This window comes from Streptomyces sp. NPDC029216 (assembly GCF_040648015.1).
In the GTDB taxonomy this organism is placed as follows: domain Bacteria; phylum Actinomycetota; class Actinomycetes; order Streptomycetales; family Streptomycetaceae; genus Streptomyces.
In genome coordinates this window covers 1-23,598 of sequence record NZ_JBEZWL010000060.1, presented here as the reverse complement: position 1 = coordinate 23,598, position 23,598 = coordinate 1, and the positions used below count along the sequence as shown (strand labels likewise).

Annotated in this window: 25 protein-coding genes and 5 pseudogenes; 13 read left to right on the top strand and 17 right to left on the bottom strand. The window is 69.7% G+C overall.

Annotated elements, in window-relative coordinates:
• Window positions 1-76: 76 nt before the first annotated feature.
• The 3 genes from AB0F18_RS21705 to AB0F18_RS21695 form a co-directional block, all read right to left on the bottom strand.
• The gene (locus AB0F18_RS21705; RefSeq protein WP_362063078.1) at window positions 77-373 is read right to left on the bottom strand and encodes a hypothetical protein; all 297 of its coding nucleotides are present in this window, start codon (window positions 371-373) and stop codon (window positions 77-79) included.
• Window positions 374-578: 205 nt separating this feature from the next.
• Complete coding sequence (locus tag AB0F18_RS21700; protein ID WP_362063076.1) at window positions 579-1,655, bottom strand: hypothetical protein; 1,077 nt, start codon at window positions 1,653-1,655, stop codon at window positions 579-581.
• A gap of 56 nt (window positions 1,656-1,711) precedes the next feature.
• The gene (locus tag AB0F18_RS21695) at window positions 1,712-2,119 is read right to left on the bottom strand and encodes a hypothetical protein (RefSeq protein WP_362063074.1); all 408 of its coding nucleotides are present in this window, start codon (window positions 2,117-2,119) and stop codon (window positions 1,712-1,714) included.
• Between the two features lie 566 nt (window positions 2,120-2,685).
• Here AB0F18_RS21695 and AB0F18_RS21690 point away from each other — a divergent pair.
• The 3 genes from AB0F18_RS21690 to AB0F18_RS21680 all read left to right on the top strand — a co-directional run bounded on the left by AB0F18_RS21690 (window position 2,686) and on the right by AB0F18_RS21680 (window position 3,673).
• Entirely contained in the window at window positions 2,686-2,910 is a 225-nt protein-coding gene (locus AB0F18_RS21690) for a hypothetical protein (protein ID WP_362063072.1), read from the top strand.
• Window positions 2,911-3,200: 290 nt separating this feature from the next.
• On the top strand, window positions 3,201-3,422 hold the full coding sequence (locus tag AB0F18_RS21685) for a hypothetical protein (RefSeq protein ID WP_362063070.1): 222 nt from the start codon (window positions 3,201-3,203) through the stop codon (window positions 3,420-3,422).
• On the top strand, window positions 3,422-3,673 hold the full coding sequence (locus AB0F18_RS21680; protein WP_362063068.1) for a hypothetical protein: 252 nt from the start codon (window positions 3,422-3,424) through the stop codon (window positions 3,671-3,673). The genes AB0F18_RS21685 and AB0F18_RS21680 overlap by 1 nt, the downstream gene beginning before the upstream one ends.
• Window positions 3,674-3,853: 180 nt before the next feature.
• Here AB0F18_RS21680 and AB0F18_RS21675 read toward each other — a convergent pair whose 3' ends face one another.
• Window positions 3,854-4,342, bottom strand: a complete 489-nt coding sequence (locus AB0F18_RS21675; protein ID WP_362063066.1) for a nucleoside 2-deoxyribosyltransferase domain-containing protein — start codon at window positions 4,340-4,342, stop codon at window positions 3,854-3,856.
• A complete protein-coding gene (locus tag AB0F18_RS21670; protein WP_362063064.1) occupies window positions 4,339-4,470 on the bottom strand; it encodes a hypothetical protein in 132 nt (43 codons plus the stop codon). The genes AB0F18_RS21675 and AB0F18_RS21670 overlap by 4 nt, the downstream gene beginning before the upstream one ends.
• Before the next feature lie 769 nt (window positions 4,471-5,239).
• On the opposite strand from AB0F18_RS21670, the gene AB0F18_RS21665 reads away from it, so the two are divergent.
• Together AB0F18_RS21665 and AB0F18_RS21660 are read left to right on the top strand one after the other, a co-directional pair.
• The gene (locus AB0F18_RS21665) at window positions 5,240-5,761 is read left to right on the top strand and encodes a hypothetical protein (RefSeq protein ID WP_362063062.1); all 522 of its coding nucleotides are present in this window, start codon (window positions 5,240-5,242) and stop codon (window positions 5,759-5,761) included.
• A 353-nt stretch (window positions 5,762-6,114) separates the two neighbouring features.
• On the top strand, window positions 6,115-7,338 hold the full coding sequence (locus AB0F18_RS21660; protein ID WP_362063060.1) for an oxygenase MpaB family protein: 1,224 nt from the start codon (window positions 6,115-6,117) through the stop codon (window positions 7,336-7,338).
• 31 nt (window positions 7,339-7,369) lie between these two features.
• On the opposite strand, the gene AB0F18_RS21655 is transcribed toward AB0F18_RS21660, so the two are convergent.
• The 6 genes and pseudogenes from AB0F18_RS21655 to AB0F18_RS21630 all read right to left on the bottom strand — a co-directional run bounded on the left by AB0F18_RS21655 (window position 7,370) and on the right by AB0F18_RS21630 (window position 13,111).
• Window positions 7,370-7,819 carry a hypothetical protein gene (locus AB0F18_RS21655; RefSeq protein WP_362063058.1) on the bottom strand — a complete coding sequence of 150 codons (450 nt, stop codon included), beginning with the start codon at window positions 7,817-7,819 and terminating at the stop codon, window positions 7,370-7,372.
• Between the two features lie 825 nt (window positions 7,820-8,644).
• The gene (locus AB0F18_RS21650; protein ID WP_362063056.1) at window positions 8,645-9,640 is read right to left on the bottom strand and encodes a hypothetical protein; all 996 of its coding nucleotides are present in this window, start codon (window positions 9,638-9,640) and stop codon (window positions 8,645-8,647) included.
• 50 nt (window positions 9,641-9,690) lie between these two features.
• The gene (gene uppS, locus AB0F18_RS21645) at window positions 9,691-10,428 is read right to left on the bottom strand and encodes a polyprenyl diphosphate synthase (RefSeq protein ID WP_362063054.1); all 738 of its coding nucleotides are present in this window, start codon (window positions 10,426-10,428) and stop codon (window positions 9,691-9,693) included.
• 340 nt (window positions 10,429-10,768) lie between these two features.
• Window positions 10,769-11,530 carry a serine protease gene (locus AB0F18_RS21640; protein ID WP_362063052.1) on the bottom strand — a complete coding sequence of 254 codons (762 nt, stop codon included), beginning with the start codon at window positions 11,528-11,530 and terminating at the stop codon, window positions 10,769-10,771.
• 276 nt (window positions 11,531-11,806) lie between these two features.
• Entirely contained in the window at window positions 11,807-12,244 is a 438-nt protein-coding gene (locus AB0F18_RS21635; RefSeq protein WP_362063050.1) for a hypothetical protein, read from the bottom strand.
• 142 nt (window positions 12,245-12,386) lie between these two features.
• Window positions 12,387-13,111, bottom strand: a pseudogene (locus tag AB0F18_RS21630) (transposase family protein).
• A 593-nt stretch (window positions 13,112-13,704) separates the two neighbouring features.
• Between AB0F18_RS21630 and AB0F18_RS21625 the strand changes: the two are divergent.
• A complete protein-coding gene (locus AB0F18_RS21625; protein WP_362063048.1) occupies window positions 13,705-14,523 on the top strand; it encodes a glutamate ABC transporter substrate-binding protein in 819 nt (272 codons plus the stop codon).
• A gap of 57 nt (window positions 14,524-14,580) precedes the next feature.
• Here the strand turns inward: AB0F18_RS21625 and AB0F18_RS21620 are convergent.
• Window positions 14,581-14,727, bottom strand: a pseudogene (locus tag AB0F18_RS21620) (peptidase); the annotation flags it as partial.
• 111 nt (window positions 14,728-14,838) lie between these two features.
• Window positions 14,839-15,219: pseudogene (locus tag AB0F18_RS21615) on the bottom strand (transposase); the annotation flags it as partial.
• Window positions 15,220-15,832: 613 nt separating this feature from the next.
• Here AB0F18_RS21615 and AB0F18_RS21610 point away from each other — a divergent pair.
• Entirely contained in the window at window positions 15,833-16,753 is a 921-nt protein-coding gene (locus tag AB0F18_RS21610; RefSeq protein WP_362063046.1) for a DUF2199 domain-containing protein, read from the top strand.
• Here the strand turns inward: AB0F18_RS21610 and AB0F18_RS21605 are convergent.
• Complete coding sequence (locus tag AB0F18_RS21605) at window positions 16,746-17,579, bottom strand: patatin-like phospholipase family protein (RefSeq protein ID WP_362063044.1); 834 nt, start codon at window positions 17,577-17,579, stop codon at window positions 16,746-16,748. The two genes, AB0F18_RS21610 and AB0F18_RS21605, sit on opposite strands and share 8 nt — an antisense overlap.
• Complete coding sequence (locus tag AB0F18_RS21600) at window positions 17,576-18,445, bottom strand: hypothetical protein (protein WP_362063042.1); 870 nt, start codon at window positions 18,443-18,445, stop codon at window positions 17,576-17,578. Before AB0F18_RS21600 ends, AB0F18_RS21605 begins: the two co-directional genes overlap by 4 nt.
• A 397-nt stretch (window positions 18,446-18,842) precedes the next feature.
• Here AB0F18_RS21600 and AB0F18_RS21595 point away from each other — a divergent pair, with 397 nt between their 5' ends.
• The 3 genes from AB0F18_RS21595 to AB0F18_RS21585 all read left to right on the top strand — a co-directional run bounded on the left by AB0F18_RS21595 (window position 18,843) and on the right by AB0F18_RS21585 (window position 20,463).
• Window positions 18,843-19,097 (top strand): hypothetical protein, encoded by a 255-nt coding sequence (locus AB0F18_RS21595; RefSeq protein WP_362063040.1) that lies wholly within the window; start codon window positions 18,843-18,845, stop codon window positions 19,095-19,097.
• A gap of 71 nt (window positions 19,098-19,168) precedes the next feature.
• Window positions 19,169-19,816 carry a hypothetical protein gene (locus AB0F18_RS21590; RefSeq protein WP_362063038.1) on the top strand — a complete coding sequence of 216 codons (648 nt, stop codon included), beginning with the start codon at window positions 19,169-19,171 and terminating at the stop codon, window positions 19,814-19,816.
• A gap of 146 nt (window positions 19,817-19,962) precedes the next feature.
• On the top strand, window positions 19,963-20,463 hold the full coding sequence (locus AB0F18_RS21585; protein WP_362063036.1) for a GNAT family N-acetyltransferase: 501 nt from the start codon (window positions 19,963-19,965) through the stop codon (window positions 20,461-20,463).
• Between the two features lie 315 nt (window positions 20,464-20,778).
• Here the strand turns inward: AB0F18_RS21585 and AB0F18_RS21580 are convergent.
• Window positions 20,779-21,351: pseudogene (locus AB0F18_RS21580) on the bottom strand (glycosyltransferase); the annotation flags it as partial.
• A 447-nt stretch (window positions 21,352-21,798) separates the two neighbouring features.
• Between AB0F18_RS21580 and AB0F18_RS21575 the strand changes: the two are divergent.
• Complete coding sequence (locus AB0F18_RS21575; RefSeq protein WP_362063034.1) at window positions 21,799-22,062, top strand: GlsB/YeaQ/YmgE family stress response membrane protein; 264 nt, start codon at window positions 21,799-21,801, stop codon at window positions 22,060-22,062.
• On the top strand, window positions 22,062-22,481 hold the full coding sequence (locus tag AB0F18_RS21570) for a hypothetical protein (protein WP_362063032.1): 420 nt from the start codon (window positions 22,062-22,064) through the stop codon (window positions 22,479-22,481). Before AB0F18_RS21575 ends, AB0F18_RS21570 begins: the two co-directional genes overlap by 1 nt.
• A 192-nt stretch (window positions 22,482-22,673) precedes the next feature.
• On the opposite strand, the gene AB0F18_RS21565 is transcribed toward AB0F18_RS21570, so the two are convergent.
• Window positions 22,674-23,201, bottom strand: a complete 528-nt coding sequence (locus AB0F18_RS21565) for a hypothetical protein (RefSeq protein ID WP_362063030.1) — start codon at window positions 23,199-23,201, stop codon at window positions 22,674-22,676.
• A 264-nt stretch (window positions 23,202-23,465) separates the two neighbouring features.
• Between AB0F18_RS21565 and AB0F18_RS21560 the strand changes: the two are divergent.
• A pseudogene (locus AB0F18_RS21560) lies at window positions 23,466-23,598 on the top strand (IS5/IS1182 family transposase); the annotation flags it as partial.

The window sequence follows — 23,598 nt, the reverse complement described above, 5'->3', positions numbered from 1 at the left end:
GGACTTCAAGGCCTGGGTGCTCTTCGCTGTGGGGTCGCGCGGGCATGGCCGCCACGGCTTGGTGTCCACCGGTTCTTCAGCCGGCGCCGTGGGGCTGACACAGCACGACGTCGACCGCCGGCCCGCGGTTCTCCACGATCTCCAGGAGCTGGAGGAGGGCCGGGCTGTCGGCGTGTCGGCGGCGCAGCAGCTGCGGGTCGGCGTGGAGCACGTGCGGAGCGCGGGCGACCAGCTCGGGGGCCTGCTCGCGCATCTCGACCTCCCGCACGGTACGGCGCAGCTGGCGCATCCACTCGGCGGTGCCGGCGTTGTCCGGGGGCGGGTTCTTGCCCGTAGCGGGGTGGCCCGCGATGGGGCTCGACGACGTGTCCATGTCTGCGTTCTCCTTCTGTCTCGCTTGTGCGGGGTCGGGTGCGGAGCGTGCGGTTGTGCGCCTGTCTGGGCTCCGATCAGTCGTCGTAGGCCGGTTCGACTTCGCCGTCGGGGCAGCACTCGTCACCTTCGTCGACTTCGTCCCCGCACGAGTTGCAGAAGCAGTAGACGGGCTCGGGTTCTTCTTCGTGTGGCATGGCTTTTCCTCAGTCCTCGCTGCCGTTGGGCTCGTCCGTGGCGGCCTTGGGGCGCCTGGTGCCCTTGCGGCCGTCGCGCAGTGCGGCGAGGAGTTCCTCGGGCTCGGGCCGCAGCCCGCTGCCCAGGTAGCGGATCCCCTCGCCCTCGGGCGCGGTGTCGGTGTCCTTGCCGATGGGGTGCCGGCGGCTGGTCGAGGTGCGCCAGCCGTAGCGGGAGTCCCATACCGCGGCGGCGGCCGGCTGGTCGGTGTCGAGCAGCACGGCGGCGGCCAGGGCTCCTCCGTCGAGCTGGCGCATCTCGACCTGCGCCTGCTGGGCGATGCCGGCCGCGGCCAGGACGTCGGCGGTGTGCTGCAGGTAGGGCTGGGTGCTGCGGGCGCGGAGCTCCCGCTCGGCGAACGCGACGGCGGCGCGGTGGGTGATGGCGGGGTAGCCCAGCTGGAGAGCGGCGTCCTTCAGGTCGAGGCCGGGCTGCTGCTCGACGAGGTCGGCGATGCGCCGGCCGCGGAGGGTGGCCAGGCCGGACTGCGCAGTGGGGAACTTCGTGATGCCGAGGGTGTCGGAGACGGTCTCGACGGTGACGGCGGGGTCGGCGTCCAGGAGCTCGGCGATCCGCGGCAGGATCTCGTCGCGGGGGATCATGTCGCCGCTCCCCTCACGACGGCCGCCGCCGGCGCCGCGGCCCGGCCGACTGTCCTTATGGGCAAGGACCAGGCGGCGGGGCCAGTGCTCGGTGCCCTTGGGGCCGGCAGGAACGAGGACCATGCCGGCAGCCAGGTCCGGGTCCTTCTTGTAGGTGTTCCAGGTCACGGGGGCGATGTCGAGCAGTTCGGCGGCCTCGTGGCGGTCCAGGAGGTCCTCGTCGTCGTCGACCTGCGGCAGCTCGGGGATGGGCTCGCCCGCGTAGTAGGCCTTGGTCTGCTCCGAGTCCCAGAGCTGGTTGCGGGCGTCGGGCGAGCTGATCGGCGCCGGGTGGCCTTCCGCCGCGTACGGCTTCTGGTTCCGGATCGTGGTGAGCTTCTTGCCGAGGGCGTCGGCCAGGTCGGACATGGTCTGGACGTACTGCAGGCGTCCGGCGCGGATCACGTTCGTCTCCTTCATCACGGGGCGGGGCGCGCGAGGCGCCCCGCCGGTCGGGGGTGTCAGTCGGTCGTGGGGTCGGGCAGGCAGCCCGGGTTGCACGGCTCTCCGGCCTCGGCACCGCATCCGTCGCAGGGGCGGGCGGCCGCCTCGATGAGCGGGTGGAGGTGGGCGAAGGCGCTGCCGGCGCTGGCGTGCGGGGTGAGGTGGCCGGCGGCGATGACGTACAGGGCGTGCGGCGGGTTGCTGGTGGTGCGCACCCGGATGCCGACGGTGTCGCCCGGGCCGGCGGCGAGGCCGGGGACCGCCAGGACGCCCGCAGCGGGGAGGGCGGTGACGCCGGCCTCGGCCAGGAGCTCGGCGAGGTGGGCGAGTTCGGCATCGGCGGCCGCGGCAGTGGCTGGCCACGCGGATGCGGCGGCTGCGGTCTGCGTCGCGCTGCCGGCGGGGCGGATCAGGGGGAAGGGCATGGGGCCTCCTGGGTGGGGTGTGTGTTCGGTGCCGCGGGCTGCCACCACCCTCCCGGAGTGTGTGTTTTCGGTTGGCCGGCGCCCTTGCCACCCGCCTCGGCGGAAGTGGGCGCCGGCCGCTTTCTTTTCTCCCGGCCGCAGGGTGCCCTCCGCGCACCGGCGCTATGGCTTCTTCCGGCGGTACCGGAGGAAGGTGGCCACGAGGTCGGCCAAGGCGCGGACCACGGCGACGATGTCTGTCCGGTGCGCGCGGCACAGGGCCACGACCCAGGACGGTCGCGCACAGGACGCTGACGAGCAGAACGTGGCGGGCAAGCGGATGGCTTTCCCCACGTGAGGCGTGTGGGCGCAGAGCGTGCTGAGCGTCGGGTGGTGCTACCTCAGTTGTGCCTGGTGCTGCTGAGTTTTGCAGCTCACGGCGAGGGGGGGCCGTCTCGTGTACTCCTCTTGGCGTGTGCTTACAGTGCGAGCTAAGCCACATCTTCCGTGGTGTCGGAGTGGGCCCGCTCGCCGAGTTCTGGCCGTTCGCGGCGAGCGGGCCCAGGGTCTGGACTTGGGAGGTCCCGATGACCCTGACGGTCATTGTTGTGCTGGCCCTAGGCGGTTTTGCAACCTGGGCCGCGTACCAGGATGAGAAGAAGGGCGCCGCGATCCTCGTCGGCGTCGCGGTCATCGGTCTGCTCTACGTGCTCCTGGGGTCGGAGGTCAGCACCGATGTACAGGCGCCGGCGACGAAGCAGGCCCCGGCCGCCACGCCCTCGTTGTCGGCGACCTCTCCGCCGGGGCGCTGAGAAGCGGACAACCCGGTACCGGTGCTGGCGGGCCGGGCGGAGGCCGGGGAGCGGGGCGGAGACAGGAGCGGCCCGGTCGCCGAGCGGGCCGCGCCGACCGCGTAGCGGGCGGCTCTTGATCGAGTAGGGATAGTTCTACCGCGCGGCGGACCGACGGCCGTCCGGACCTCAGCATTTGTTGGTAGTCCGGGACGGCCGTCGAGCACGGTCCTAGGTGGTCTCCGCTTCCTCTTCGCCTTCCGGGTTCCGGTCGTGTACTCCTGCGCTAGCCTCGTTGCAGCATCTACGACTTGGAGGCCGCGATGCGGATCGTCTTCGACCCGGCCGAGCAGGAGGCCCTGCGGGCCGACGCGCGGGAGATGGCTGACGGCGACCCGCAGATCGCCTACGTCCTGGAGCGCCTGGCCGGTGAGGGCGTCGACCTGGACGCCGTCACCTCCTGGGAGGAGCTGCGCGAAAAGCTCGGGCAGCCCCCGCTCGACGACTCCGCTCCCACCTCGCACGTCGCCTGATGGGCCGACACGCGCCCAGGCGCGCCCGCATCGTCTTCTACGACGTGGCGCAGGAGCAGATCGAGAAGATGACGGAAGCCGAGCGGCTCCGCCTCGACCCGGTGCTGGCGGCCGTCTCGAAAGATCCGGAGATCGGCGTGCTGTCCAAGCACGGTTCGATCCGCGAGCACCGCGAGGACGGCGTCCGGATCCTGTACGTGCCGACTGCCCTGGGCACGCTCGTCCTGGTCGCCTACGTCGAGACCGACTGACTCCCCGGACCACCCCGAACACCTGGCCGTAGCAGAGCCCCGGACGCGAGGTCCGGGGCTCTGTTCGTCGGGCCGGGACCGGTCCGATGATCTCTCGGGCTCGGGTTACCGGTTGGGGTGGTTGAGGTAGAGGCGTTCCATGAGGGATTCCTTCCGTGGTGATCGGTCGGTGCGGCGGGATCAGTGGTTGCCGGGGACGAGCGAGAGGGCGGCGGCGGCCGTGGCGGTCAGGGTGGTGCACACCAGCACGCCGTGGCGGCGGGCCACATAGATCAGGTAGCGGTTGCGTTCGGGGTTGGGGCAGTCGGGCGGGCAGCCCAGCACCGCCCGGCCCGTCGACACGTCCAGACCGAACTCCACGTTGGTGGTCATGGCGGGCATGGTCTTGAGGTCGCGGGGGATCCAGAAGAGGATCGCGCTCGCCGCGGAGCGGGCCTCGGTCTCCCAGTCGACTTGGGTCTCGTAGCGGTCGGCGCGCTGGCCGTGCCGGGACTCGGGGCTCAGGACGGTCAGCGGCTGGGCGCCGGTCCACTGGGCGGCCAGGGCTTCAGCGGCGGCGGGCCGCCAGGACGGGACGGGTGCGCTCTTGTCCGGGGTGGGGCCGGCGAGGAAGACGGACGGGCCGGCGGGGATGGGCTCGCGGGCCATGACGAGGTTGATGCCGGTCACGAGGAGGCTCCGTTCTGCGCGGCGGTGCGGGCGGCGTGCTGCGGGGTCCAGGGCAGGGGCAGGTCGTCGCCGTCCTGGCGGGGCACGACGTGGACGTGGAGGTGTTCTTCGCGGTTCGCATGTCTCACGAGACGTGGGCTCCTGGCTGTCAGGAGGTCGGGTGGTTCACCCGTTTCGGGGACGGAGCGGGGGTGACGCGGGCGCGCCTGGTTGTGAGTTCTTGGGGGTGCTGGGTGTTGTCGTGGTGGAGGGCTGCGATCGAGGTGGCTGCGACTTCCAGCCGGCCGGTTGGTTCAGCGCCACGAAGCGGATCGCGATGCGGGCCTGGCGCAGAAGGCTGCCACCGACGCGTGCGTCACCGACGTGGGCGGCAACCGTCTCTTTGATCTGGTCGAAGGTCTCCTTGCCCCGATCGGCACCGGTACCTGAAGCCGATGGCCTTGCTGCTCGTGTGTTCACTGCAGAGGTCCCTGATGCGGCGGAACTTGGCCGTAACGACAGCGGTTTGGAGGCTCGGTCCACACGCTGTCGGAGGCGGCATAGCCGCGGGTGGAGCAGTTGGCGAGGGCTCAGGTGGCGACGTGTTTGAGCTCGATGCCGAGCGCGATCTCCGAGCCGGGGTCTGCGATAGCAGACGAGGTTGCGGGCATAGCGGTGGAGGCGAGAGGCAAGTCGTCGTGTCGCCAGGCGGTCGGCGGTGTCTCGCCCGTAGCGTCTGCGTGCGGACCGCGCGTCCGGGCACGGTCCGGCCCCCGTGTACTGGAGGCACTTCCGATGCGTAGTCCTATTGTCGTCCTGGCGGCTGCCGTCGCTTTCGCGGCGGCGGCCACCCCTCTGGCTGTCGCAGGGCCCAGCACGTCCGGAGCGAAGGTCCCCTGGCGGGCGCAGGCGGCGCCGTTGACGATCACTGGCGGTTCTACCTCGTTCGTCCTCACTGAGTCTGCTGCCGCGGCGCTCAAGGCGTACGACATCAGCCTGGAGCCGGTCGCCCCGGCGAAGGCTGTGGCGGGGGCGACGGCCGGTGTCTCGGTGCCTGTGGAGGCGGGGTCGATTGTTCCGGTGCCGTTCCAGGGATCGCTGAACTACGGTGCCGGTGGCTTTCGCTTTGTCGACACCCAGCAGCACAAGATCGAGTTCACGAAGGGGCAGACAGACCTGACCCGCGGCACCGCTACGGCGGTCGTCGATGGCGACGCCACCAAGCGCATCGCACTGGGCACGTACGCCGTCGATCCGACGAAGGTGAAGGCAGACGCGATGACGGTCAGTGCCACCGGAACCGAGGTCAAGCTCACCTCCGAGGGCGCCACCGCGGTCAACACGGCTTTCGGCGAGCAGGTGTTCAAAGCCGGCGACAAGCTCTTCGACGGTTCCAGCAACCTGAAGATCGGCACGCCGCTCGGCCTGTCCCCTCTGTAGGCACCCGCAGCCGCCACCAGCGCCACCCTCGGATAAGCGCCCGCCTCCGTGCCTACGTCTGCATCCACCCCCACCCACGTCTGGCTGCTGCGGCTGTCGCAGTGATTGACAGCCCGGCCCGCCTCGGGCGGTGAAGCCCTTTACCGGTTCTCCGGCTCCTCCGGCTTGTCCAGCGGCGGACTGCCGGAAGCCCGGGGCGTTGACGGTCGAGCGCACGTGCTGGGCCTCGTTCTGCGATCCCCTTGCGTCCGCATCGCCGGGCAGGAGATCCAGATGGTGCTTCGTGGTCCATCCGGGTGACACGGACGGTGACCATTGGAGTTGGGGGAAGTGGATCACTCAGCATGGTCCGCATGGATCAATTCGTGACCAGACGAGCCACGCTCGCCGCCTTGGCCGCCGGTGTGGCCGCCGCCGGACTGCCCGCCTCCGCTGCTGCCCAGGCGACCGACCGGCGCGGCCCGGCTGTGGCCGGCGAGTCGCAGTGGGTGCTGCCAACGGGCCAGGCGGCGCTGGAGGGTGACCCCGAAGCCGACGACGTCATCGACCAGTTGGTGCGCGACGACCAGATGGCAGTGGCCAACCAGGCCTTCCATGCCTGGACCCGCAACGACCAGCCCGTGCCGGACATGGCCCCGCGGGTGCTGCAAGATTTCCTGCAGCGCAACGCCGTCCTGACGGCGCAGGAGCGTACGGCCGTCGACCGCGTGGCGCACGGCGACACCCTCAAGCTCATCCAGGGCAACATGGAAGCCCTCACGGTGACCGAGGCGTTCGGTGGTCTGTTCGCCGCGCTCGCCGACCCGCTGCTGGCCAAGTCGGTGTGGTACGCGAAGTACGACCTGGTGATGGACATTGGCCGTCGCTTCTCCCGCACCATGAACACGCTGTGGGACATGCTCGGCACCGACAGCTGGGGTCCGTCCGGCAATGCGGTGATCACTCTGGTCAAGCTGCGGCTCGTGCACGCGGCGGCCCGGCACATGGGCCTGGCGCACGGGTGGAACCAGGCCCGGGACGGCATGCCGATCAGCCAGCGCCTGGAAGTCGAGGAGCTCACGTACGTGGGCGCCTACAACGTCCAGCTGGCGGCCAAGTACGGATTCCACCCCACCGGGCGGCAGATCGACGAGCTCACGGCCATGGTGCGGGTCGGCGGCCGACTGCTGGGCATCCAGGACCAGTACAACCCCCAGACCATCGAGCAGGCCAACCAGGTCCTCGCGGACGCCGCCGCCAACCACCGGGCCTCCTCCGACGAAGGCATCAAGCTGGCGCACAACATGCTGGACTGGATGGACCGGAAGATCTTCCCCGGCGCCGGCGCGATCGGGGGGTCCATGGTGCGGATGATGGACGCGCACGTCGCCGACGTGCTGGAAATCCGCGCCAACCCGCCCCTCGACGCCTCCATCACCACGCTCGCCCCGCACCTGTACCGCCCCGCGTACGAGGTCCAGCAGAAGTTCCCGCTCCTCGCTCCGGTGCACGCACAGATGTTCAAGATCGCGTCGCAGATGGTCGCCTGGTACGCCGTCGACTTCCGCGACTACGACCTCCAGATGCCCGCACGCTGACCGGCCGACCAACCGGAGGCCCGGTAGTGGCCTACGCTGCGGTGAGTTCGAGTGTGAAGAGGGACCTGGCTGCGGCAACCACTCGCTGCCCGTGGGCGGTCAGGGCCCGGCCGTCTGGAGTCGTCAGAGGGCGGCGGCTGATCAGGCGGGCGAGCGAGGCCCCGGATGCCAGGATGGTGGCCGGCCGGGGCAGGTGGAGCAGCACGATCTCGTCCGTGCCGCATTCCATCAGGCCGTGACCCTCGCCCCGCCAGAGGGCATCTCCGGCGCTGGTGAGCGCGTACCGGCCGGGACGGGGCGCGCCCGTCAGCCGGGCGGTGGGCCCGTCGTGGCACAGCATCAACTGCACCGCGCCGGGCGCCTCGGCCAGGTGGTCTCCTGCGGTGCCGTGGCCGTGCTGTTCGAGGACGTGCCGTAGCTGAGTGGGCAGGACACCGGCGGCGCGTTCCAGCTCGCCCAGGAGCCAGGTGGAGCTCTGCATCCGGCAGTTGACCTCCAGTACGAGAGCCCTCGTCGCCGTTTACGAGCAGGTCCGCGCCGAATGATCCCCGGTAGCCCACCTGCGCGAGTGCCTGTCCGATCCGCTCCACGGCCCGGCGGGCGCGCTCACGTCCGGCAGTCGGCAGCATGCGGACCGCGCCGAAGTCGCAGCCGGAGTACGTGCCGAAGGGGGCGGTGCCGTCCCGGAGATCGGTGAGCTGCACGGAGGCGGGGAGGACGACGACAGCGCCGCCGGAGCCGATCAGGCCGTGGTGGTTCACCGGTACGCCGTCGGCGTACCGGCTGACCAGCCAGGGACCGCCGGGCGCGATGCGCCCCACGTCCCGGCCGTCGTGGACGAGGTAGGTGCCGTGGCCGTCCGTGCCGCGCGGCTGTTGCACGACGTACGGGGAGCCGAAACGACGGCGGAGCAGAGCGTGGTCGAGTTGGGCTGTGACGAGGTCGGCCGGGGTCTCCACATCCAGCGACCTGAGCCATGGCCGCATGCGGGTCTTGTCCACGAGGAAGTCGGGCAACGGTCCCGTCCCCGGGGCCTGCACACGCAGGCCGGCGCTGGCGAGCGCCGTTTGCCATTCCGGCCACCACTGCCCGTACGCGGCAAGGGCAAGCCGATGGCCCCGCCACCGGCGGGAGAGGAGTTCACCGGTCCGGGGCAGCAGGTGCTCCAGATCGCTGCGACCCCCGGCCCCGTCCCGTCTGCGGGTGAGGTGCTCGGCCGAGAAGCACGCGACGTCGAAGAGGCGCGCCCACTCCGGGTCCGCCCGCTGGCCACTGAGGAGCACCGACAGACACCGGGAAGGGGGCATCAGTGGTGGATGTCTTCGTAGCCGGAGGCGACAGCCAGTTCGACGCCGTTGAGGTCGCCGCGGGCTGTTCCCGTCCTCGCCCAGTCGTAGGAGCCGCGGATGATGTGCGTCATGGCTCGGATGTGCGAGGCGAGAGCCGCTTGCTCGGCGGCGTCGAGGCGGAGCCTCGCGTACAGGCCGGGCACTTCGGATTGCAGCCGCAGGAACCGTTCGGCCGCGTCGTGCACCACCGCCTGGATCTCGGCGATGACGTCCTCTCGTGGGCGGCCGGTGGTGTGTTCGATGACGAGGATCATGTTGTCCGTCTCCCCGCGCAGTTCCTCGCGCTCGACCCCGTGCACGTCACTGGGGAGGTAGACGAGGGTGTTGGCCTCCTTGAGCAGGCCCTGCACGACCTCGGACGCGAGAGCCCGGTCGGGGACTTCGTAGCGTCCCACACGCTCTGTCACATCCAGCCAGATCTGGGTGCCTGTGCTCACCTGGCGCCTGCGGTCATAGTCCTCGACGGTGGAGAACGTCCGGCTCAGGCGCTGCTCGCTGAGAAGCTCGCTGAAGAACGCGACGTGGTCGCTGATCGTCCTGTCCCGCCACTGCGGTGACATGCCGCGGGACAGGCGGTCCCAAACTTCACACCAGGCGGTCCCGAACGCTGTCGTGGGCCGGCTGCTGTGATCGCTCCGCAAGAGGGCCAGCACATCGTGGCAGATCGCGGCGGCCTGCCTTGCGCGCTGCCCTGTGGTGCTGTCCACTTGGTCGTTGACCAGGCAGACCAGGCACATGTGATCGATCGCGAGGTCGAGATCGGCACCCCGGGCCTCTGGGTACATCCGGCCAGCGATGTCGCCCGGCCTCATGGCTTGGATGTAGCGGGCCTCTTCCTGGTTGCGCAGCACGCCGTGGTGGAGGAGCCAGGCGATGGTGTGGGCCTCGGCCACGTCAGCGTCGGGGCTGATGACTGAGGGGAAGGGGAGGTGGAAGTCGACGTCTGAGGGCATCACGTCTCCATGGGTGGGGCGTTTCCTCGCGGCGTGCGGGCCAGAGGTGGTCAGAGTCCGAACCGGCGGTGGCGGCCGGCGTAGGTGTGCAGGGCCCGGCGCAGTTGCTCGCGGTCGAAGTCCGGCCATAGGGCGTCGCTGAAGTAGTACTCGGCGGTTGCGGCCTGCCACGGGAGGAAGCCGGACAGGCGCTGTTCGCCGGAGGTGCGGATGACCAGGTCGAGGTCGGGCTGTCCGGCGGTGTCGAGGTAGGCGGCGAAGTCCTGGGGGCGGACACCGTCGGCGAGGCGGTCCAGCGTGCCGGCTCGCCGGTGGTCGGTGATCATCCGGCTGATCGCGCGGGTGATCTCGTCGTGGCCTTCGTATGCGACGGCGATGTTCACGGTCATGGCGTGCGGCCGGGTGGTGGCTGTCACGGCGGCGTCCAGTGTGCGCGAGAGGTTCGGATCCAGCATCGCGGTGTTGCCGATCAGGCGCAGGTTCCACCGCCGGGCGGCCGCGAGCCGGGTGACCACGTTGGCGATGACCGCCATGAGCGGGGCCAGTTCGTGCGCCGGCCGGGCGAAGTTGGCGGTGGACAGCGGCCACAGGGTGACTACCTCGATCCCTGCCGTCTCGCAGTGGGGAAGCATCTCCAGCACGCGCTCGCCTCCGCGCTGGTAGCCGGCGGCGGCGGGCAGCCCGTGTGCCTGGGCCCAGCGCCGGTTCCCATCCAGGATCAGGGCCAGGTGCCGGGGCGTGCGGGGTAAGGCTGCTGTCCGCGGCGGGGAGTACGCTGCGCTGGTCATGGCGCCGTTCTACACGATCTTCCGCCTTTCTACGGGGCACCGATGCGCGCGTGAATGACGACAGCGTCTGGTCATCTGTGGTGTGGGAGAGGCAAGTTGGCCGCCTGGTGAAGGTGTGGCCCGTGTGCTGGGAACCTCGGCAGGTTGACACGGTGTCACCCTGTTGGCGGAATGGTTCGGCGCAGGCGTCGCCTGCTTTCGACCCGTGTCGGACCACTGTCCGCCTCATCGCCGCCGCCATTGGCCCCGTGTCTCCATGGACCGGATCGGCTGGCATCAGCAGTTCGATCCGGTCCGATCTCGCATCCCTGAGCCAGGGAGCCGCTGGCTGGGGCGCGCTCTACCGGCTCTCGATCCAGTTCTTGAACTGGGCCACGTTGGTGAAGACGGACGGCGCGGCGTTCGTCGTGTCGCAGGGGCCGTGGCGCCGGGCGGCAATGCCGACAACGCGCCCGTTGATGACGAGCGGTCCGCCATCGTCGCCTTCGCAGATGGGCGTCCTGCCAGTGCCGGCGGCCCTGGCGCATAGCTTGCCGTCAAGGTCGGTCTTCGGGTACGCGCTCTTGCAGGCGGCGCGGCTCATGACGGACAACTGCGCGGCCTGCAGGTCCTCCGGCATTGTCGATGCCGGGCCGGTGCGCCCCCAGCCGGTGAACGTGCCGACGGCGTCAGCCGCTGGTGCGGTGTCCGCCAGCCAGGCGAAGCGCACCCCGTACGACTCGGTGGCCGCTTTGGAGAGGGTCAGGACCGCGACGTCACCGTAGTTGGTCTGCTCGTCGAAGTTCTCGTGGACGTGGATGCTGGCGACTGCGGAGTTCTGCGCGAGGGAGGAACGCTTGGTGCCGCCCCAGGAAACGTTCATCTTGGACGCCGTGGCGCCGTTGACGCAGTGGGCTGCGGTGACGACCTTGTTCGGGCCAAGGAGGAAGCCGCCGCAGATGTGGTTGAGGCTTCCAGTCCAGTCTTGGCTCCTGACGCTGACCTCGTACGGGGCCGTGTCGAAACTGGTGGCGCTGCCGCCGGCCACGGCGGCGGCCGGGAAGGAACTCGGTGCGATCAGCCCCAGCGCGACCACGGTGGATACCGCCAATTTGCGGTACAACGGGTACTCCTGACGAGACGGCACACCGAAGCGGGCACCCCCTAATGACATGACCCGAGGAGGTTACCGAAAGTAGGCGGATCACCGCGCATTGTGCACTCGCCAGGTGAGGTTCGGGGTGTTGAGGGTCAGGCGGCCGGTGCTGACCGCGAAGCCGTCGGGAGGTCGGGTCGGCCCTGCGGGCGTCTGAGCCGGGTTGCGGACGAGGTTCTCCGCGCGGTCGGTTCACACGTCTCATGAGACGTGGGCTCCTGACTGTGAGGCGGCGGGGGTGGTTCAGCCGTTTCGGGGACGTAGTGGGGTGATGCGGGCGCGGCTGGTGGCGAGTTCTTGGCGGAGCTGGGTGTTGTCGTGGTGGAGGGCTGCGATCGCGGTGGCTGCGGCTTCGAGCCGACTGTTGGCGACGGTGCACTCGCGGGTCTTCTCAGCGAGTTTCCGGCGGAGTCGGGTGATCTCGTCGTCGCGGCGCGCCTCACCCGGCGTGGCGACGCCGTGGGCGGCGATGTGGTTGTCCCACTCGGTGAGGATGGTGGTGGCCCGGTTCATGGTGGCCCTGCTGACCTGAGCTTCCCGCCACAGGTTCTCCTTGGTGAGGCGTCCGTCGGTGTGCTGTGGTTTGCCGTGGAGGAGCCGCTGCATCGCCGCCCGCAGGGCTGCGGCGGTCTTCGCGGAGACTCCGTCTTCGGTGAGAGTGCGGCGGTGCGGTGCGGTCACGTCGTCTCCTCGTGGACCTTGGCCAGAACGGCTTCGGTTCGCTCCAGCTCCCGGCCGATCAGTGCCCTGCGGACGGCAGGAAGGGCAGAGTTGTCCAGGAGCTTGAGCTGGGTACGGCGGTGTGAGTGAGCCTTTTCCAACCTCACGTTGACGCGTGGTGAAGGACGAGGACGGCTTGGACGACCGCTGTGATGCGGTTGGTGCTGCAGCGGAGCTTGCGTAGGAGGCGCCAGCCCTTCAGGGTGGCCATGGCCTGCTCGCCGAGGCAGCGGATCTTGGCGTGGGTGCTGTTGTGGCGGCGCTGCCACCGCTTGAGGCGGCGTCCGCGGAAGGGCACCCGGATGGAGCCGCCGGCGCCCTGGTATGCCTTGTCGGCCCAGCACTTGGGGCCGGCGTCGGTGAGTGCGTCGATGATGCCGTGGGTGCGGGCGGCGGTCAGGTCGTGGGTAGAGCCGGGCAGCGCGGGCGAGGCCCACAGCAGGCGGCCGAACGGGTCGGTGAGGACCTGGACGTTCATGCCGTGACGTTTGTGCTTGCCCGAGTAGTACGGGTGTCGGCGGCGATCCGGTCGATCGGTAGCAGGGTGCCGTCCAGGATCACGAACGCCTTGGTCCGCGCGACGTGCATCGCGTCGGCCAGGGTGGGCGCGAGCGCGGCCAGTACGTCGACGGCCTCGCGTATGTAGCGGTACGCGGTCGCAATGCCGAACCCGGCGGCGAGCTGGGCGTAGGTGTCACCGCACCGCAGATGGGCCAGGGCGAGGAGAGCCTGACGGCCGGCGGTCAGACGCCGCCACCGGGTCCCGATCTCCCCTCGCCGCACAGCGAGTCGTCCGGTCAGGTACCGCAGGGTGCGGCACAGCGACATCCTTCCCACCTGCCCCACAGGGCAAGCCACTTCATATGTCACCCGATCGTGCGGCAGACCCCCGGGGTCCTCAGGCCCCGCCGCTGCCCGCGGCCACGCTTCCGGTCACTCGCGTCCACACGGCGCAGCCACAGACCGCCGGACCCCGTCCACCAGGCCGACACCCGCCCCGGAAGCTGCGATGCTCAATGACCGCGACCCGATACGGCACGGTGTCCGGGTAGTCCTCGACCCGGCGCAGGGGGAACTCCCCCAGGCCCGGGGGCAGTGCGTGGGTGCCGGACTCCGGCAGCCGCGATGTCTGGATAAAACGGATCTACACCCCTTCATCAAGGAACAGTGCATTTCCATCGACCCGTACCGGACCTGTCACCGCGGACTCCCCCTTTATCCCGTTTGAAGCAATAATCGCCGTAGAAACGACGATCGAGCCGGATCGTTACCTCAAGTTTTGCCCAGATCCAGTGACATCGCGGCGGCAGCATTCTTAGCTTCCCCTTACACGCGTCTTGACGCTTCTACGTACCCTCGCGGTTCCACGCGCATCGGCGATCCCGCTCCGCGTCCCGCGTCCCCGAGGAAAGAGTTGCCACATGAAGGTCCCCAAGGCTGGTGCGATGGCCGCTGTGATCGGCCTCGCCCTGACCGCCACCGGCTGCGGCGGCGACGAAGGACCCAAGGGGACCCTCTCCATCGGCATCGCCTTCGACCAGCCCGGTGTCGGCCTGCGCGAAGCGGGGGGCACCTTCACCGGCTTCGACGTGGACGTCTCCAGGTACATCGCCAAGGAGCTCGGCTACAAGCCCGAGCAGATCGAGTTCAAGCGGGTCGACAGCTCCGAACGCGAGCTGCTGCTCCAGTACAACGAGGTCAAGTTCGTCGCCGCGACCTACTCGATCAACGACCAGCGCCGGGAGAAGGTCGACTTCGCGGGCCCGTACTTCACGGCCCACCAGGACCTGCTCGTCCGCGCCGACGACGCCACGATCACCAAGGCCGAGGACCTCAACAACAAGAGGCTCTGCTCCACCGCCGGCTCCACCTCGGCGCAGAACGTCAAGCAGAAGCTGGCACCGAAGGCCAGCCTGCTTGAGCTCGACGGCTACTCGGAGTGCGTGATCGCCCTCCAGGACGGCCTGGTCGACGCCATGACCACGGACAACGCGATCCTGGCCGGTTACGCCGCCCAGAAGGGCAACACGGGCAAGTTCCGCCTCGTCGGGCTGAACCTGAGCAACGAGAGCTACGGCATCGGCATCAAGAAGGGCAACCGGGATCTGCAGACCAAGATCAACGCCGCCCTCAAGAAGATGGTCAAGGACGGCTCCTGGGAGGCGGCCGTGAAGAAGAACTTCGGCCAGGCCAACTTCAAGCACGAGCCCGCGCCGCAGGTCACCTCCGCGAGCAGCTGACGACGCCACGCCCCGGGGCGCGGCAGGAGGGGAACACGCCCCCTCGCCACGCCCGGGTCAGGTCGCCGGCGCCTTGCCGGCCAGCACCTTGAGGAACTCCCGCATCCATGCCGGGTGGTCGGGCCGGGCCCGGGCCGAGACGAGGGTGCCGTCGACCACGGCCTCGGAGTCCTCGAAGACCGCCCCCGCCGCCTTCAGGCCCGGCGGCCGGTGGTTGATCTTGCTCGCGCAAAGGACCGTTTATGAGAATCGGGGCAGGCGGCGGCGCTGCGCCATGGCGTTACTGAGATTGAACTCGTGATGTCGTGCTGCTGGTCAGGTGGGTCTGATGGTCAGGCCGGTCTCGGCGAGGCAGCCGTCTATGAGGTGGCTGCGGTACTGGATGTGTCGTAGGCCGCGTCGGATGCGCTGGATGAGGTGTTCGGGGGCGGCGAAGGCGACGTTGGAGAGCCAGCCGCGTCGCAGGAGGGACCAGATCCCTTCGACGGGGTTGAGGTCGGGTGCGTAGGGCGGCAGGTAGTAGACGGTGAGCCAGTCCCGGGCTTCGGCCCATTCCCGCAGGTTGGCGGCTTTGCGGAGGTTGAGGTTGTCCCAGACGAGCACGATCGGGCCGCCGAGCTGCTGGTGCGCGGCGATCAGCAGGTCCTGGTAGTCGCGCCAGGAGAAGCTCTTGCGCCCGTCGCGGCGGCCGTCGTCCTATGGAGATCCGCCGCTCCGCCAGCGAGAAGTGCTGGTGGGAACAGGCCGAGTACGAGTAAGTCCTCCACGGGGTAGGCGGTCCCGGTCCAGCCGCATGAGCATTCGGGCCGCAGGGCGTCCGCTTTCGGGCGTGTGGGGTGGGTGGTGCCGTCGTAGACGCTCCAGTGGCTGACCTCCCGGCCGTCCGAGCCCGACGCCGAGTCGAAGCACACCGGCTTGGGCACGGCCCCGTCCGCGAGGACTACCCCGACGCGGCCCTCGTGCGATGTGCCGGACTCGTCTGATGTCCATGTCTCGTCGATCTTCATGAACCCCTCCCACACGTCGTGAGGCTGCGGCCGTCGGCCTGGGTACGACGATCGCGTACTGCGGCAGCAGGCGCGTGTGAACAGCCGAAGTGCGCCGGACCGGGTCCCCCTCGGCATCCTCGCCGACCCCGCGTAGGTGCGCGTCTCCGTCACAGGCGCGCATAGCGGCGAGGCCCCACCCCCTGAAACAGATGGTGCCCGCGCGCAGGCCGCGCGTCCGGCGCCCGCAGCACCACCCTGCGCGTACCCATGCCCCCAGGCCCGGTGCCGCCCCACCCGCGCACCCCGCGTAGGGTGCCCGGGTGACGACGCACCTCCCGACCTGCTCCTGCTGCGGTGACTCGCTCGATGACGAGCGGCGCATCGACTTCGGCTACAACCTGCCCGACGTGGCCCTCGGCCTGCCCGAGGAGGCCCTTCACCGGCTCGGCGTGCGCGCCCTGCTGCGGGTGGACGGGGTCGGCTCCTTCATCCGCTGCCTGCTGCCCGTGCGGCTGAGCCACGACACCGAGCTCGTCCTCGGCGCCTGGGTGCGGGTGGACGACGCCACCCTGCGGCGGGCCCACGAGCAGTGGGAAGAGCCGGGGTACGCGGACTTCGCCTTCACGGGCACGTTCGCGAACCGGATCCAGCCCTGGGGCGACGCCCTGCTCGGCGCCGAGGTCGCCACCCGGGTCGCCGACCCGGACGAGCTGCCCGTCGTCACCGACGTGCGCCACCCCGTGGCCGCCCGCGTGCTGACGGAGGTCTGGGACCGCGACGAGGTCCTCAGCCGCTTCCCGCACCCGCTGCCGGTGGACGTGCGCACCGACCTCGGCGACGGCTGGTGGGTGGTACGCGACGCAGGACTCACGGCCGGCTTCGCCGACGGTTACGACCACTTCACCGCCCCCGACCGCACCGCGGCCGTCAGCCTGAAGCGCGACGACGTCCCGGACCGCACACCGGAGGACTTCCTCACCGCCCTGCTGTCGGGCGCCCCCGACACCCGCCCCGCCCAGCGGCTGCGTGAGACGCTGCCCGACGGCGGCCTGCGCTACGCGTTCTGGCAGACCCCGCAGGACAACGGCCGCCCGCGCCACGAGTTCTACGGGTTCACCCTGCACCCCTCCGGCACAGGCGCCGGGATCTTCTGCACCCACGAAGCCCCCGACGCCCTGGCCTGGGCACAGCGGATCTGGCGCTCCCTGCAGTACGCCCCGACCCCGAACAAGATCAGCTGAGGGCTCGACCGCCCCAGGCTCCGGCCAACTGCTCCCGTGCCGTGTCGGCCTGCCGCAGCCCCGCCCGGAACGCAGGTACCCACGCCGACAGGTCCGACGGGTCCGGACCGAGTGCCGCCGCCGAAGCCTCGTCGGGGAACAGCGACACCACCCTCTCCACGCCCGTCGCCTGCGACGCCTCCCGTGCCATCGGCTCCACGACCACCGCCGTACGCGCGCCCGTGGCGAGGTCCACGTTGGTGCCGGCACGCAACGCACCGTCGATGTAGTGGCGTTTGCCGACCGGGACGGGAGGCGCCGCGCCGGGAAACGCGCTGGAGGCCGCGACGGCAGCCGCCAGCGGGACGCCGCTGTCGCGGTCCCACACGACCGGCACGCCGCTTCCCGCCTCCACCGCGGGGATGAGCAGACGGCGCCCGGCCGGCCAGGTGTCCGTACCAACGAGCCGGCGGCGCGAAGCGACGAGGGCCCGCCCGGCCTCCGGATCGGCCGCGTCGAGCGCGATCCGCCCGACCCGGCGGCGGGCCTCTTCCGGCGGCAGGCCGGCACCGAGGACCGCGAAGACCTCGCTCATGAGCCGCGGATCGGCCTGCGGCGGCCGGGGACCCTCACCACCGCCGGCGGCGGGGTCGGCGAAGCGCGCGAGGTCCTGGCCACTCAGCAGCACCGCACCCACGATCGCACCGGCCGACGTCCCCACGACCAGATCCGCCCCGCCCAGATCGACGCCCAGGCCGCGCAGGCCGTGGGCCAGTCCGGCCATCCAGGCGGTGCCGACGGGCCCGCCCGGCCCGAGCACGAGCGCGCTGTCCGATGAATACATCATTCCCCCATCCATTGCCGTTGCGGGATCCACCCTAGGCGGCGGCCCAGGACGGTTCGGGCGGACAGTCCCGGCAGCGGCCCGGTTCGGTGCGCGGAAGGCCCGTTCGCAGCCGTCGCAGTGCTGCAGCAGGTCCGGCCGCCACGGCCAGGAGGTCTCACCAGACGACGGAGATGCTGACCGATACGGGAGCCGGGCGATGAGCGCACGGTGTTCTTCGTGAAGTGGAGCCAGGCGCTGAGGGCTGCCTGCAGCTCGATCACCGCCTGCCGGTCGAGGCTCTCGCCCGTGGTGCCCACGTGAAGGCGCACGTGCCCGCCGGTGACCGTCCAGCCTACGGGCAGCCGGGCCGGGGAACTGATCTGGGAGCCGTGGGCCAGGGTGCGCAGCATCGCCTCGACCCTCGGCGGCAACGCCCGGGCGCGGGGAGACCAGGGCACGTTGGCCGGCCGGCTGGCCAGTCCAAGCGCGGTACGGAATTCCCTGATCGCCTCATCCAACAATGGGGGGATGTGTGGTGCCGCGCCGGTGAAGGCCTCGAACAGCTCGTGATGCGAGTCCACGGTGCGCAGGGCGTCCTCGTCGAGGTCCAGGCGTACGGCTGCCGGTGGGATGAGGGCGCGGGTGAAGCCCTTCTTCGTGTACGTGACGTGGTGGGTGCGGAGGTCGGCGATGGGGCGGGCGAGCGGGTTCTCGCCCGCGCGCACCGGGCTCAGCAGGGCGACGGATGGTTCCGGCTTGGAGATCTGTGCGTGTTTCCCGTAGAGGCCGTGCGCGCGGTACATGGTGCCGGTCTCGGTCACCAGAGCTGTCACCTGGCGGGTGGCGACGTCGTTGGCCAGCCTGTACCCCACGACCAGCATCGCCATCAGTCTGCCCCTCTCCGCCGTGACCACCACGCTGGCGAGTACGACCTTCCTGACAGGGCGACATCCGCGTCTTCCGCTCCTACCGGGGTATGCCGGCACCACAGCGGCGCTGACTGGATCAGGGAATGGCGGGCATTCCGGACCGTGCCCACCCCTGCAACGTCCTTCGTCGGAGTGACCATGCGGCGATGTCCCGCCGGCAGATGGGATGCCGTGCGGTATCCGGTTGGGGCATGGACACATGGGCTGGGCTGACCGTCGGACGAAGTGGTGAATAAGCTGACGTGCACAGCTGCCTGGAGTGGCACTCGTGGTGACGGCCGTGGTGCTGCCGCAGAGCGTGCCCATCGAGGCGGCTGCCTTCCCTACCGCAGTTCTGAGCGCTGGGTTCACTCATGTGCCCGTTGCCGCAGAGTGCGTACCCGGGCCCAACCGGGGCAACCGGTTCGAGGCATGGCCGGCCCTCGCCGTCTACACGAACACCGACAGCCGTGTCCGTGTCCACGCACGCGACCGGGACCTCGGCGACCAGATCCAGATCATCGACGACGACACACCCGTCGAACACCACTTCATCCAGATCTGGCCCGCACCCACCACCCACATCCGCGTATGGCAGCTCACCGACTCCTACGGCACCAGCCTGCGCTGACCCGACTCCTAAGCTGTGCGGTACGCCCGTACGTGCGCGCGTTGTCAGAGGCATCGATCAGGATGACGGTCATGACAGACGGAACGACCTGGCTCGCTGCCCCGCAATCCATCGCCTTCGGGGGCTACCACGTGGTGCTCGCCCGCGGGCTGTCGCCGCAAGAGCTCGCCGAGCGCCTCGCCGCGACCCTGCAGTACGAGGCCGAGCACTCCGCCGTGGCGGTCGGGGAGCACACCACAGACTCCCTTCTGGAGCTCATGGACGACACCTACGGCGATCCCCTCGACGGCATCGGCCTGCGTCTCGGACGCGCCGGTGACTGGACGTACGCGGTCACGTACGGCGGCTGGCCAGGCGAGTTCGGGCCACTGGCACCGGTCTCCCGCGACGGTGCGCACGTCTGCCTCCTGGAGTACGAGGAGGAGAACGGCAAGCCGGTCCCGCCGCAGTTCGAGTACTTCCACGACGGCCGCCTGCTGAGCGCCTGCAACCTGCACCTTGACGCCTCGTGGGGCTACCAGGGGGTCGACGGCGAGCCCGCGACGGCCGCCCGCCTGCAGCAGCTGCTGACCGCTGCCGGCCTCCCGGACCCGGAGCGGGACGAAAGGGAGGTACACAGCACCGCGCTGGGCGTCGTCGAGAAGTTCTTCGGGCTCTCTCTGCCGAAAGGCCCGATCGTGAGCGGCACCCTGCCGGCAGTCCTGTTGGAACCGGCATAGCCCAGAGCCTCGCCGGGCAGGACGAGCTCCTCCCAAAGATCCTCGTTCAGCTCTCCGTCCGGGCCGGAGAGCGCCTTGCCCAGGACGGGGACTCACCCGTCCCCCTTCGCTTCATGCGGGTCCTCCCCTGCGATGCCAGTGGAGCCGTGTTCGCCCCCGCCTTGACCCTGGGCCTGGTGGGCCTGCCCGCCGGCCACCGCCCCGCAACCCGCCGGGTGCTGGAAGCCGCCGGGTTCACCGGGCGCGACCTGTGGCGATACATGCATGCGGACCTGCCGGTCACCTGCCTGCCGCACGTCGCGCACTGCACCGTCACCGACTGCCAGGACCCGCCCGGCAAGCGTCTGGAAGTCCGTGAAGGCGGGGAACTCCTGGCGGAGGCCACCATCGGCCCCACCGTCGGCATCGGGGTGCTGTGGTGGATCGGCGTCACCCGCGCCGCCCGCGGGCGAGGCCTGGGCCTGGCCCTCCTCGGCTCCGCCCTGGGCCTGCTGAGCGGACTGGGCGCGGTCGAGACGATCCTCTTCGTCGACGACGACGCCCCTGCCGGGGACCCGGAACGGGACCGCACCCCAGCCAACGGCCTGTACGACCGGGTCGGCTTCACCGAGGTCGACCGGCTGCACTCCTTCACTCGCCACCCGTAGACATCCTCCACCCGCAGCGCGGCCGACCCGGCGACCTCGTGGCCGCCGGGCTTGTCGGCGTGTTGCGACCCCACGAAGGGTCGATGAGGACCTGCGGAAGCGTTTCCCCGTCCAGTGGGAAGGAAGCTCGATCATATGCGCCCGTGCGCAGGGCCCACTCAGCAATGGGTCGGCCCGTACCCGCCTCTCGGTCCACGCGGACGGCTCCGCCTCATTATTGTACCGATCCCTCCCCACGCGGAGCGTCAGGTCGCGAAGCTGGCGGCCGGTGGCCGCGATGTCGTAGCGGCGCGCATTGTTGAGGGCCTCATTGGCGAGGGCCGTGCGCCGGTGGAAGTCTCGGCCGAGGTCGTCGAGGGCCGTGGCCAGTGAGTGGGGGTCGCCTGGGGTGTAGGGAACGCCGGCGCCCCGGAGGATCTGTCTGACGCCGGGGAGGTCGGAGTAGACGATGGGGAGTCCGTGGGCTTGGGCTTCGATGAGGACGAGCCCGAACGCCTCCAGGCCCCTGGTCGTGAAGACGAAGGCGTCGAAGTTCGGCAGGCGTCGCCAGAGTTCGGCGCGGGGCAGGAACGGCTCGAAGCGGATGCGCTCCCGCAGCCCGAGTTCGGTGGCCCGTTGTTCCAGGTGCTCCCGGAGGGTTCCGTGGCCGATCACGGTCAGGTGGTGCGGCTGGTCCGTGAGCGCGAGGGCTTCGATGGCGGTGATGGTGGACTTGTTCTCGTCCAGGCGGCCGGCGTGTACCAGAGACAGGGCTCCTGTGTCGGCAGGTGGTTGATCGCGTACCCGGGCATCGCTTACGGGGATGCCCCACGGAAGGACGGTGAGCCGGTCGGTGAACTGGTGTCCGGTGAGGTGGTCGATGCGGTTGGCGAGGGCGGAGGTCGGCACGACGATCGCGGAGCTTGCGGCTTCTGCGACCGCAACTGCGCCTCGCCTCGTCGAGCGCCTCCGGCGCGACCAGTATCCGCAGGTGGGGCTGTTGGGGGCCGTCCGGCGGCGGCCAGCTGGGCCGTACGCGGTCGGGGTCCCGGCGGATGCCCGGCACCGGGCCGGAGAGGTCGGCCACGAGGAGGAGGTCGGCGTCGCCCTCGGCCGGGTCGACGCGGGCGCCCGGCAGGGCGGCGTAGAAGCGGGCCAGCGGTTCGGGTTCCGCGCAGTCCCGTACGAGGACGCTCGTCTTGGGTACGGTCATGGCCGCGTGTGCCCAACGTCGCCGTGCACACACATGGCGTCATCCGGGGGGAGGCATTCACCCGCCCTGGCGATTGCGCGTTTGGAATCCGTGGGACGGCGCAGAAGGACCACACAGCTCACACCGTCGCAAAGGGGCGCCTCATGAGCATCATCGGCTGGATCGTCTTGGGTCTGCTCGCCGGGATCATCGCGAAGGCCATCATGCCGGGGCGGGACCCGGGCGGCTGCGTCGTGACGATCCTGATCGGCATCGCCGGCGCCCTCCTCGGAGGATGGCTCGGCAAGGTGATCTTCCACGTCGAATCCATCGACGGGTTCTTCCAGCTGTCCACCTGGATCGCGGCGATCGTCGGCGCCCTCATCCTGCTGGGGGTCTACCGCCTCGTGGCGGGCCGGAGGAGGTGATGAAGGCCCTCGTGGGGCGGGGGAATCCGGGCGGCGGGCAGTTTCGAGGAGGCCGTGAAGTCGAACTCCTCCACGGTCACCTGTTGCTCGAACTTCGCCCGCTGCAGGCGGCGTTGCAAAGCGACGGTCTCGCGGCCGGTGATCTCGTCCTGGCAGGGGACCTGAAGGAAGTCGAGACGGCCGAGTTCGCCGCCGTGGGCCTGGTCGTCGTCTCGGGGGTCGCGACGGTGGCGAAGAGCCGGGCGGAGCCGTGGAGGAAAGCCGCAGCCCCGGCGTCTCCGCTGGGATCGGGATCGGTGCAGGCGATGAGGATGCCCTTGATGGTGCGGGAGGACGGACCACCGACCGCGGTGACTCTCGCGCAGGCGGCTTCCAGCCGTGTCTCACCGTATTTCTTCCGCAGACCGAGCACCCCCTGAGCAGCGCGGAGCCGATAGAGGACGTTGACCTCCAGCAGCTGGTCGGCGACCTGGCGTCAGGCGTCGCCGATTTCGGACGCCTGGCTGCGGCAGCAGACCGGCGTCCGCGTCTGGAAGGCGATCTTCTCCGGCGGATAGTCACCGAGCCCCCGGGGATTCCACCCGGCGGTGGAATCCCCGGGGGCTGTTCGGTTACATCTCCTCGATTTCCTGCAGGACGTGCCATCCGAAGCGGAGGAAATACCGCTTCCCATCCTGCGGATTCAGTACGTCATAGGTTTCGTAGGGAAGCCAGAGCGTGAGTTCCTTGACGTCCTGGTACTGCGCGAGGACCTCATCCTTGAGCCAGGTCCACGGCGTTGGCTGACCAACGGGTGGCCTACTTCCGGGGGCTCGGACGAACCAGAGCCGCATGAAGAAATCCCCTGCCGAATGGTATTCGATTTCGAGTTCATAGTCCGGCCAGAGAGGAAATTTGTAACGCTCGACGAGCCCATCCTGCTCCTGGTGGGTCCGAACGTCTCTCAGGATGTCCCGTGTCCGACCTGCCGACCCGGACGGCATCAGAATTACTGATTTAACGCGTTCCCATTCTTGCTCCATTTGATCTTTAGAGAATCCGATCTCCGTAAGGGCTCTGTCAAGGATCTCCGGCTGCGGATCCATCGTCTTGAGCAGATAGAGCTGGTATTCCGTCGAATCCAAGTCACTTTGAGTCATTTGCCGTCCTTTCGGGTGCGGAATATGTCGACATCAGGGCCCATCGGGCCGCAGATCCCACTTTCCATTGATCGGAGGCATCCACGATCCCCTGCGGGCAAGGACAGCCCCTTCGGGAGTCACTTCGAACCATGCCCTCACAGTGAGCCTTTTCCAACCTGACTGCGGTGTCGGCCTGTTGGGGGCCAAGGGCTGTACGCAACAACGAAGCTCCTGGTAGACGGGTTCTCGACCAAGATCACCCATGTCCGCCAGGAGCTTCGCGTGCTTGCCTGCCCGTCGTCGATCGATCTGTCCAGCGGTACCCTGCGGCACCTGACCGACCAGCTCACCGTCCGGCAGCGGGAGATCGGTACGCGATGGCGGCGCCTGTCCGTCGGCCGTCAGGCCCTGCTTG

Bases quoted from the DNA above. Each gene is read 5' to 3' on its own strand.
- AB0F18_RS21570 (WP_362063032.1), top strand. From the start codon at position 22,062: ATGAAGGCCCTCGTGGGGCGGGGGAATCCGGGCGGCGGGCAGTTTCGA.
- AB0F18_RS21695 (WP_362063074.1), bottom strand. From the start codon at position 2,119: ATGCCCTTCCCCCTGATCCGCCCCGCCGGCAGCGCGACGCAGACCGCA.
- AB0F18_RS21655 (WP_362063058.1), bottom strand. From the start codon at position 7,819: ATGCAGAGCTCCACCTGGCTCCTGGGCGAGCTGGAACGCGCCGCCGGT.
- AB0F18_RS21565 (WP_362063030.1), bottom strand. From the start codon at position 23,201: ATGACTCAAAGTGACTTGGATTCGACGGAATACCAGCTCTATCTGCTC.
- AB0F18_RS21690 (WP_362063072.1), top strand. From the start codon at position 2,686: ATGACCCTGACGGTCATTGTTGTGCTGGCCCTAGGCGGTTTTGCAACC.
- AB0F18_RS21590 (WP_362063038.1), top strand. From the start codon at position 19,169: ATGACAGACGGAACGACCTGGCTCGCTGCCCCGCAATCCATCGCCTTC.
- AB0F18_RS21625 (WP_362063048.1), top strand. From the start codon at position 13,705: ATGAAGGTCCCCAAGGCTGGTGCGATGGCCGCTGTGATCGGCCTCGCC.
- AB0F18_RS21605 (WP_362063044.1), bottom strand. From the start codon at position 17,579: ATGATGTATTCATCGGACAGCGCGCTCGTGCTCGGGCCGGGCGGGCCC.
- AB0F18_RS21650 (WP_362063056.1), bottom strand. From the start codon at position 9,640: ATGCCCTCAGACGTCGACTTCCACCTCCCCTTCCCCTCAGTCATCAGC.
- AB0F18_RS21575 (WP_362063034.1), top strand. From the start codon at position 21,799: ATGAGCATCATCGGCTGGATCGTCTTGGGTCTGCTCGCCGGGATCATC.
- AB0F18_RS21600 (WP_362063042.1), bottom strand. From the start codon at position 18,445: ATGGCGATGCTGGTCGTGGGGTACAGGCTGGCCAACGACGTCGCCACC.
- AB0F18_RS21705 (WP_362063078.1), bottom strand. From the start codon at position 373: ATGGACACGTCGTCGAGCCCCATCGCGGGCCACCCCGCTACGGGCAAG.
- AB0F18_RS21660 (WP_362063060.1), top strand. From the start codon at position 6,115: ATGGATCAATTCGTGACCAGACGAGCCACGCTCGCCGCCTTGGCCGCC.
- uppS (WP_362063054.1), bottom strand. From the start codon at position 10,428: ATGACCAGCGCAGCGTACTCCCCGCCGCGGACAGCAGCCTTACCCCGC.
- AB0F18_RS21680 (WP_362063068.1), top strand. From the start codon at position 3,422: ATGGGCCGACACGCGCCCAGGCGCGCCCGCATCGTCTTCTACGACGTG.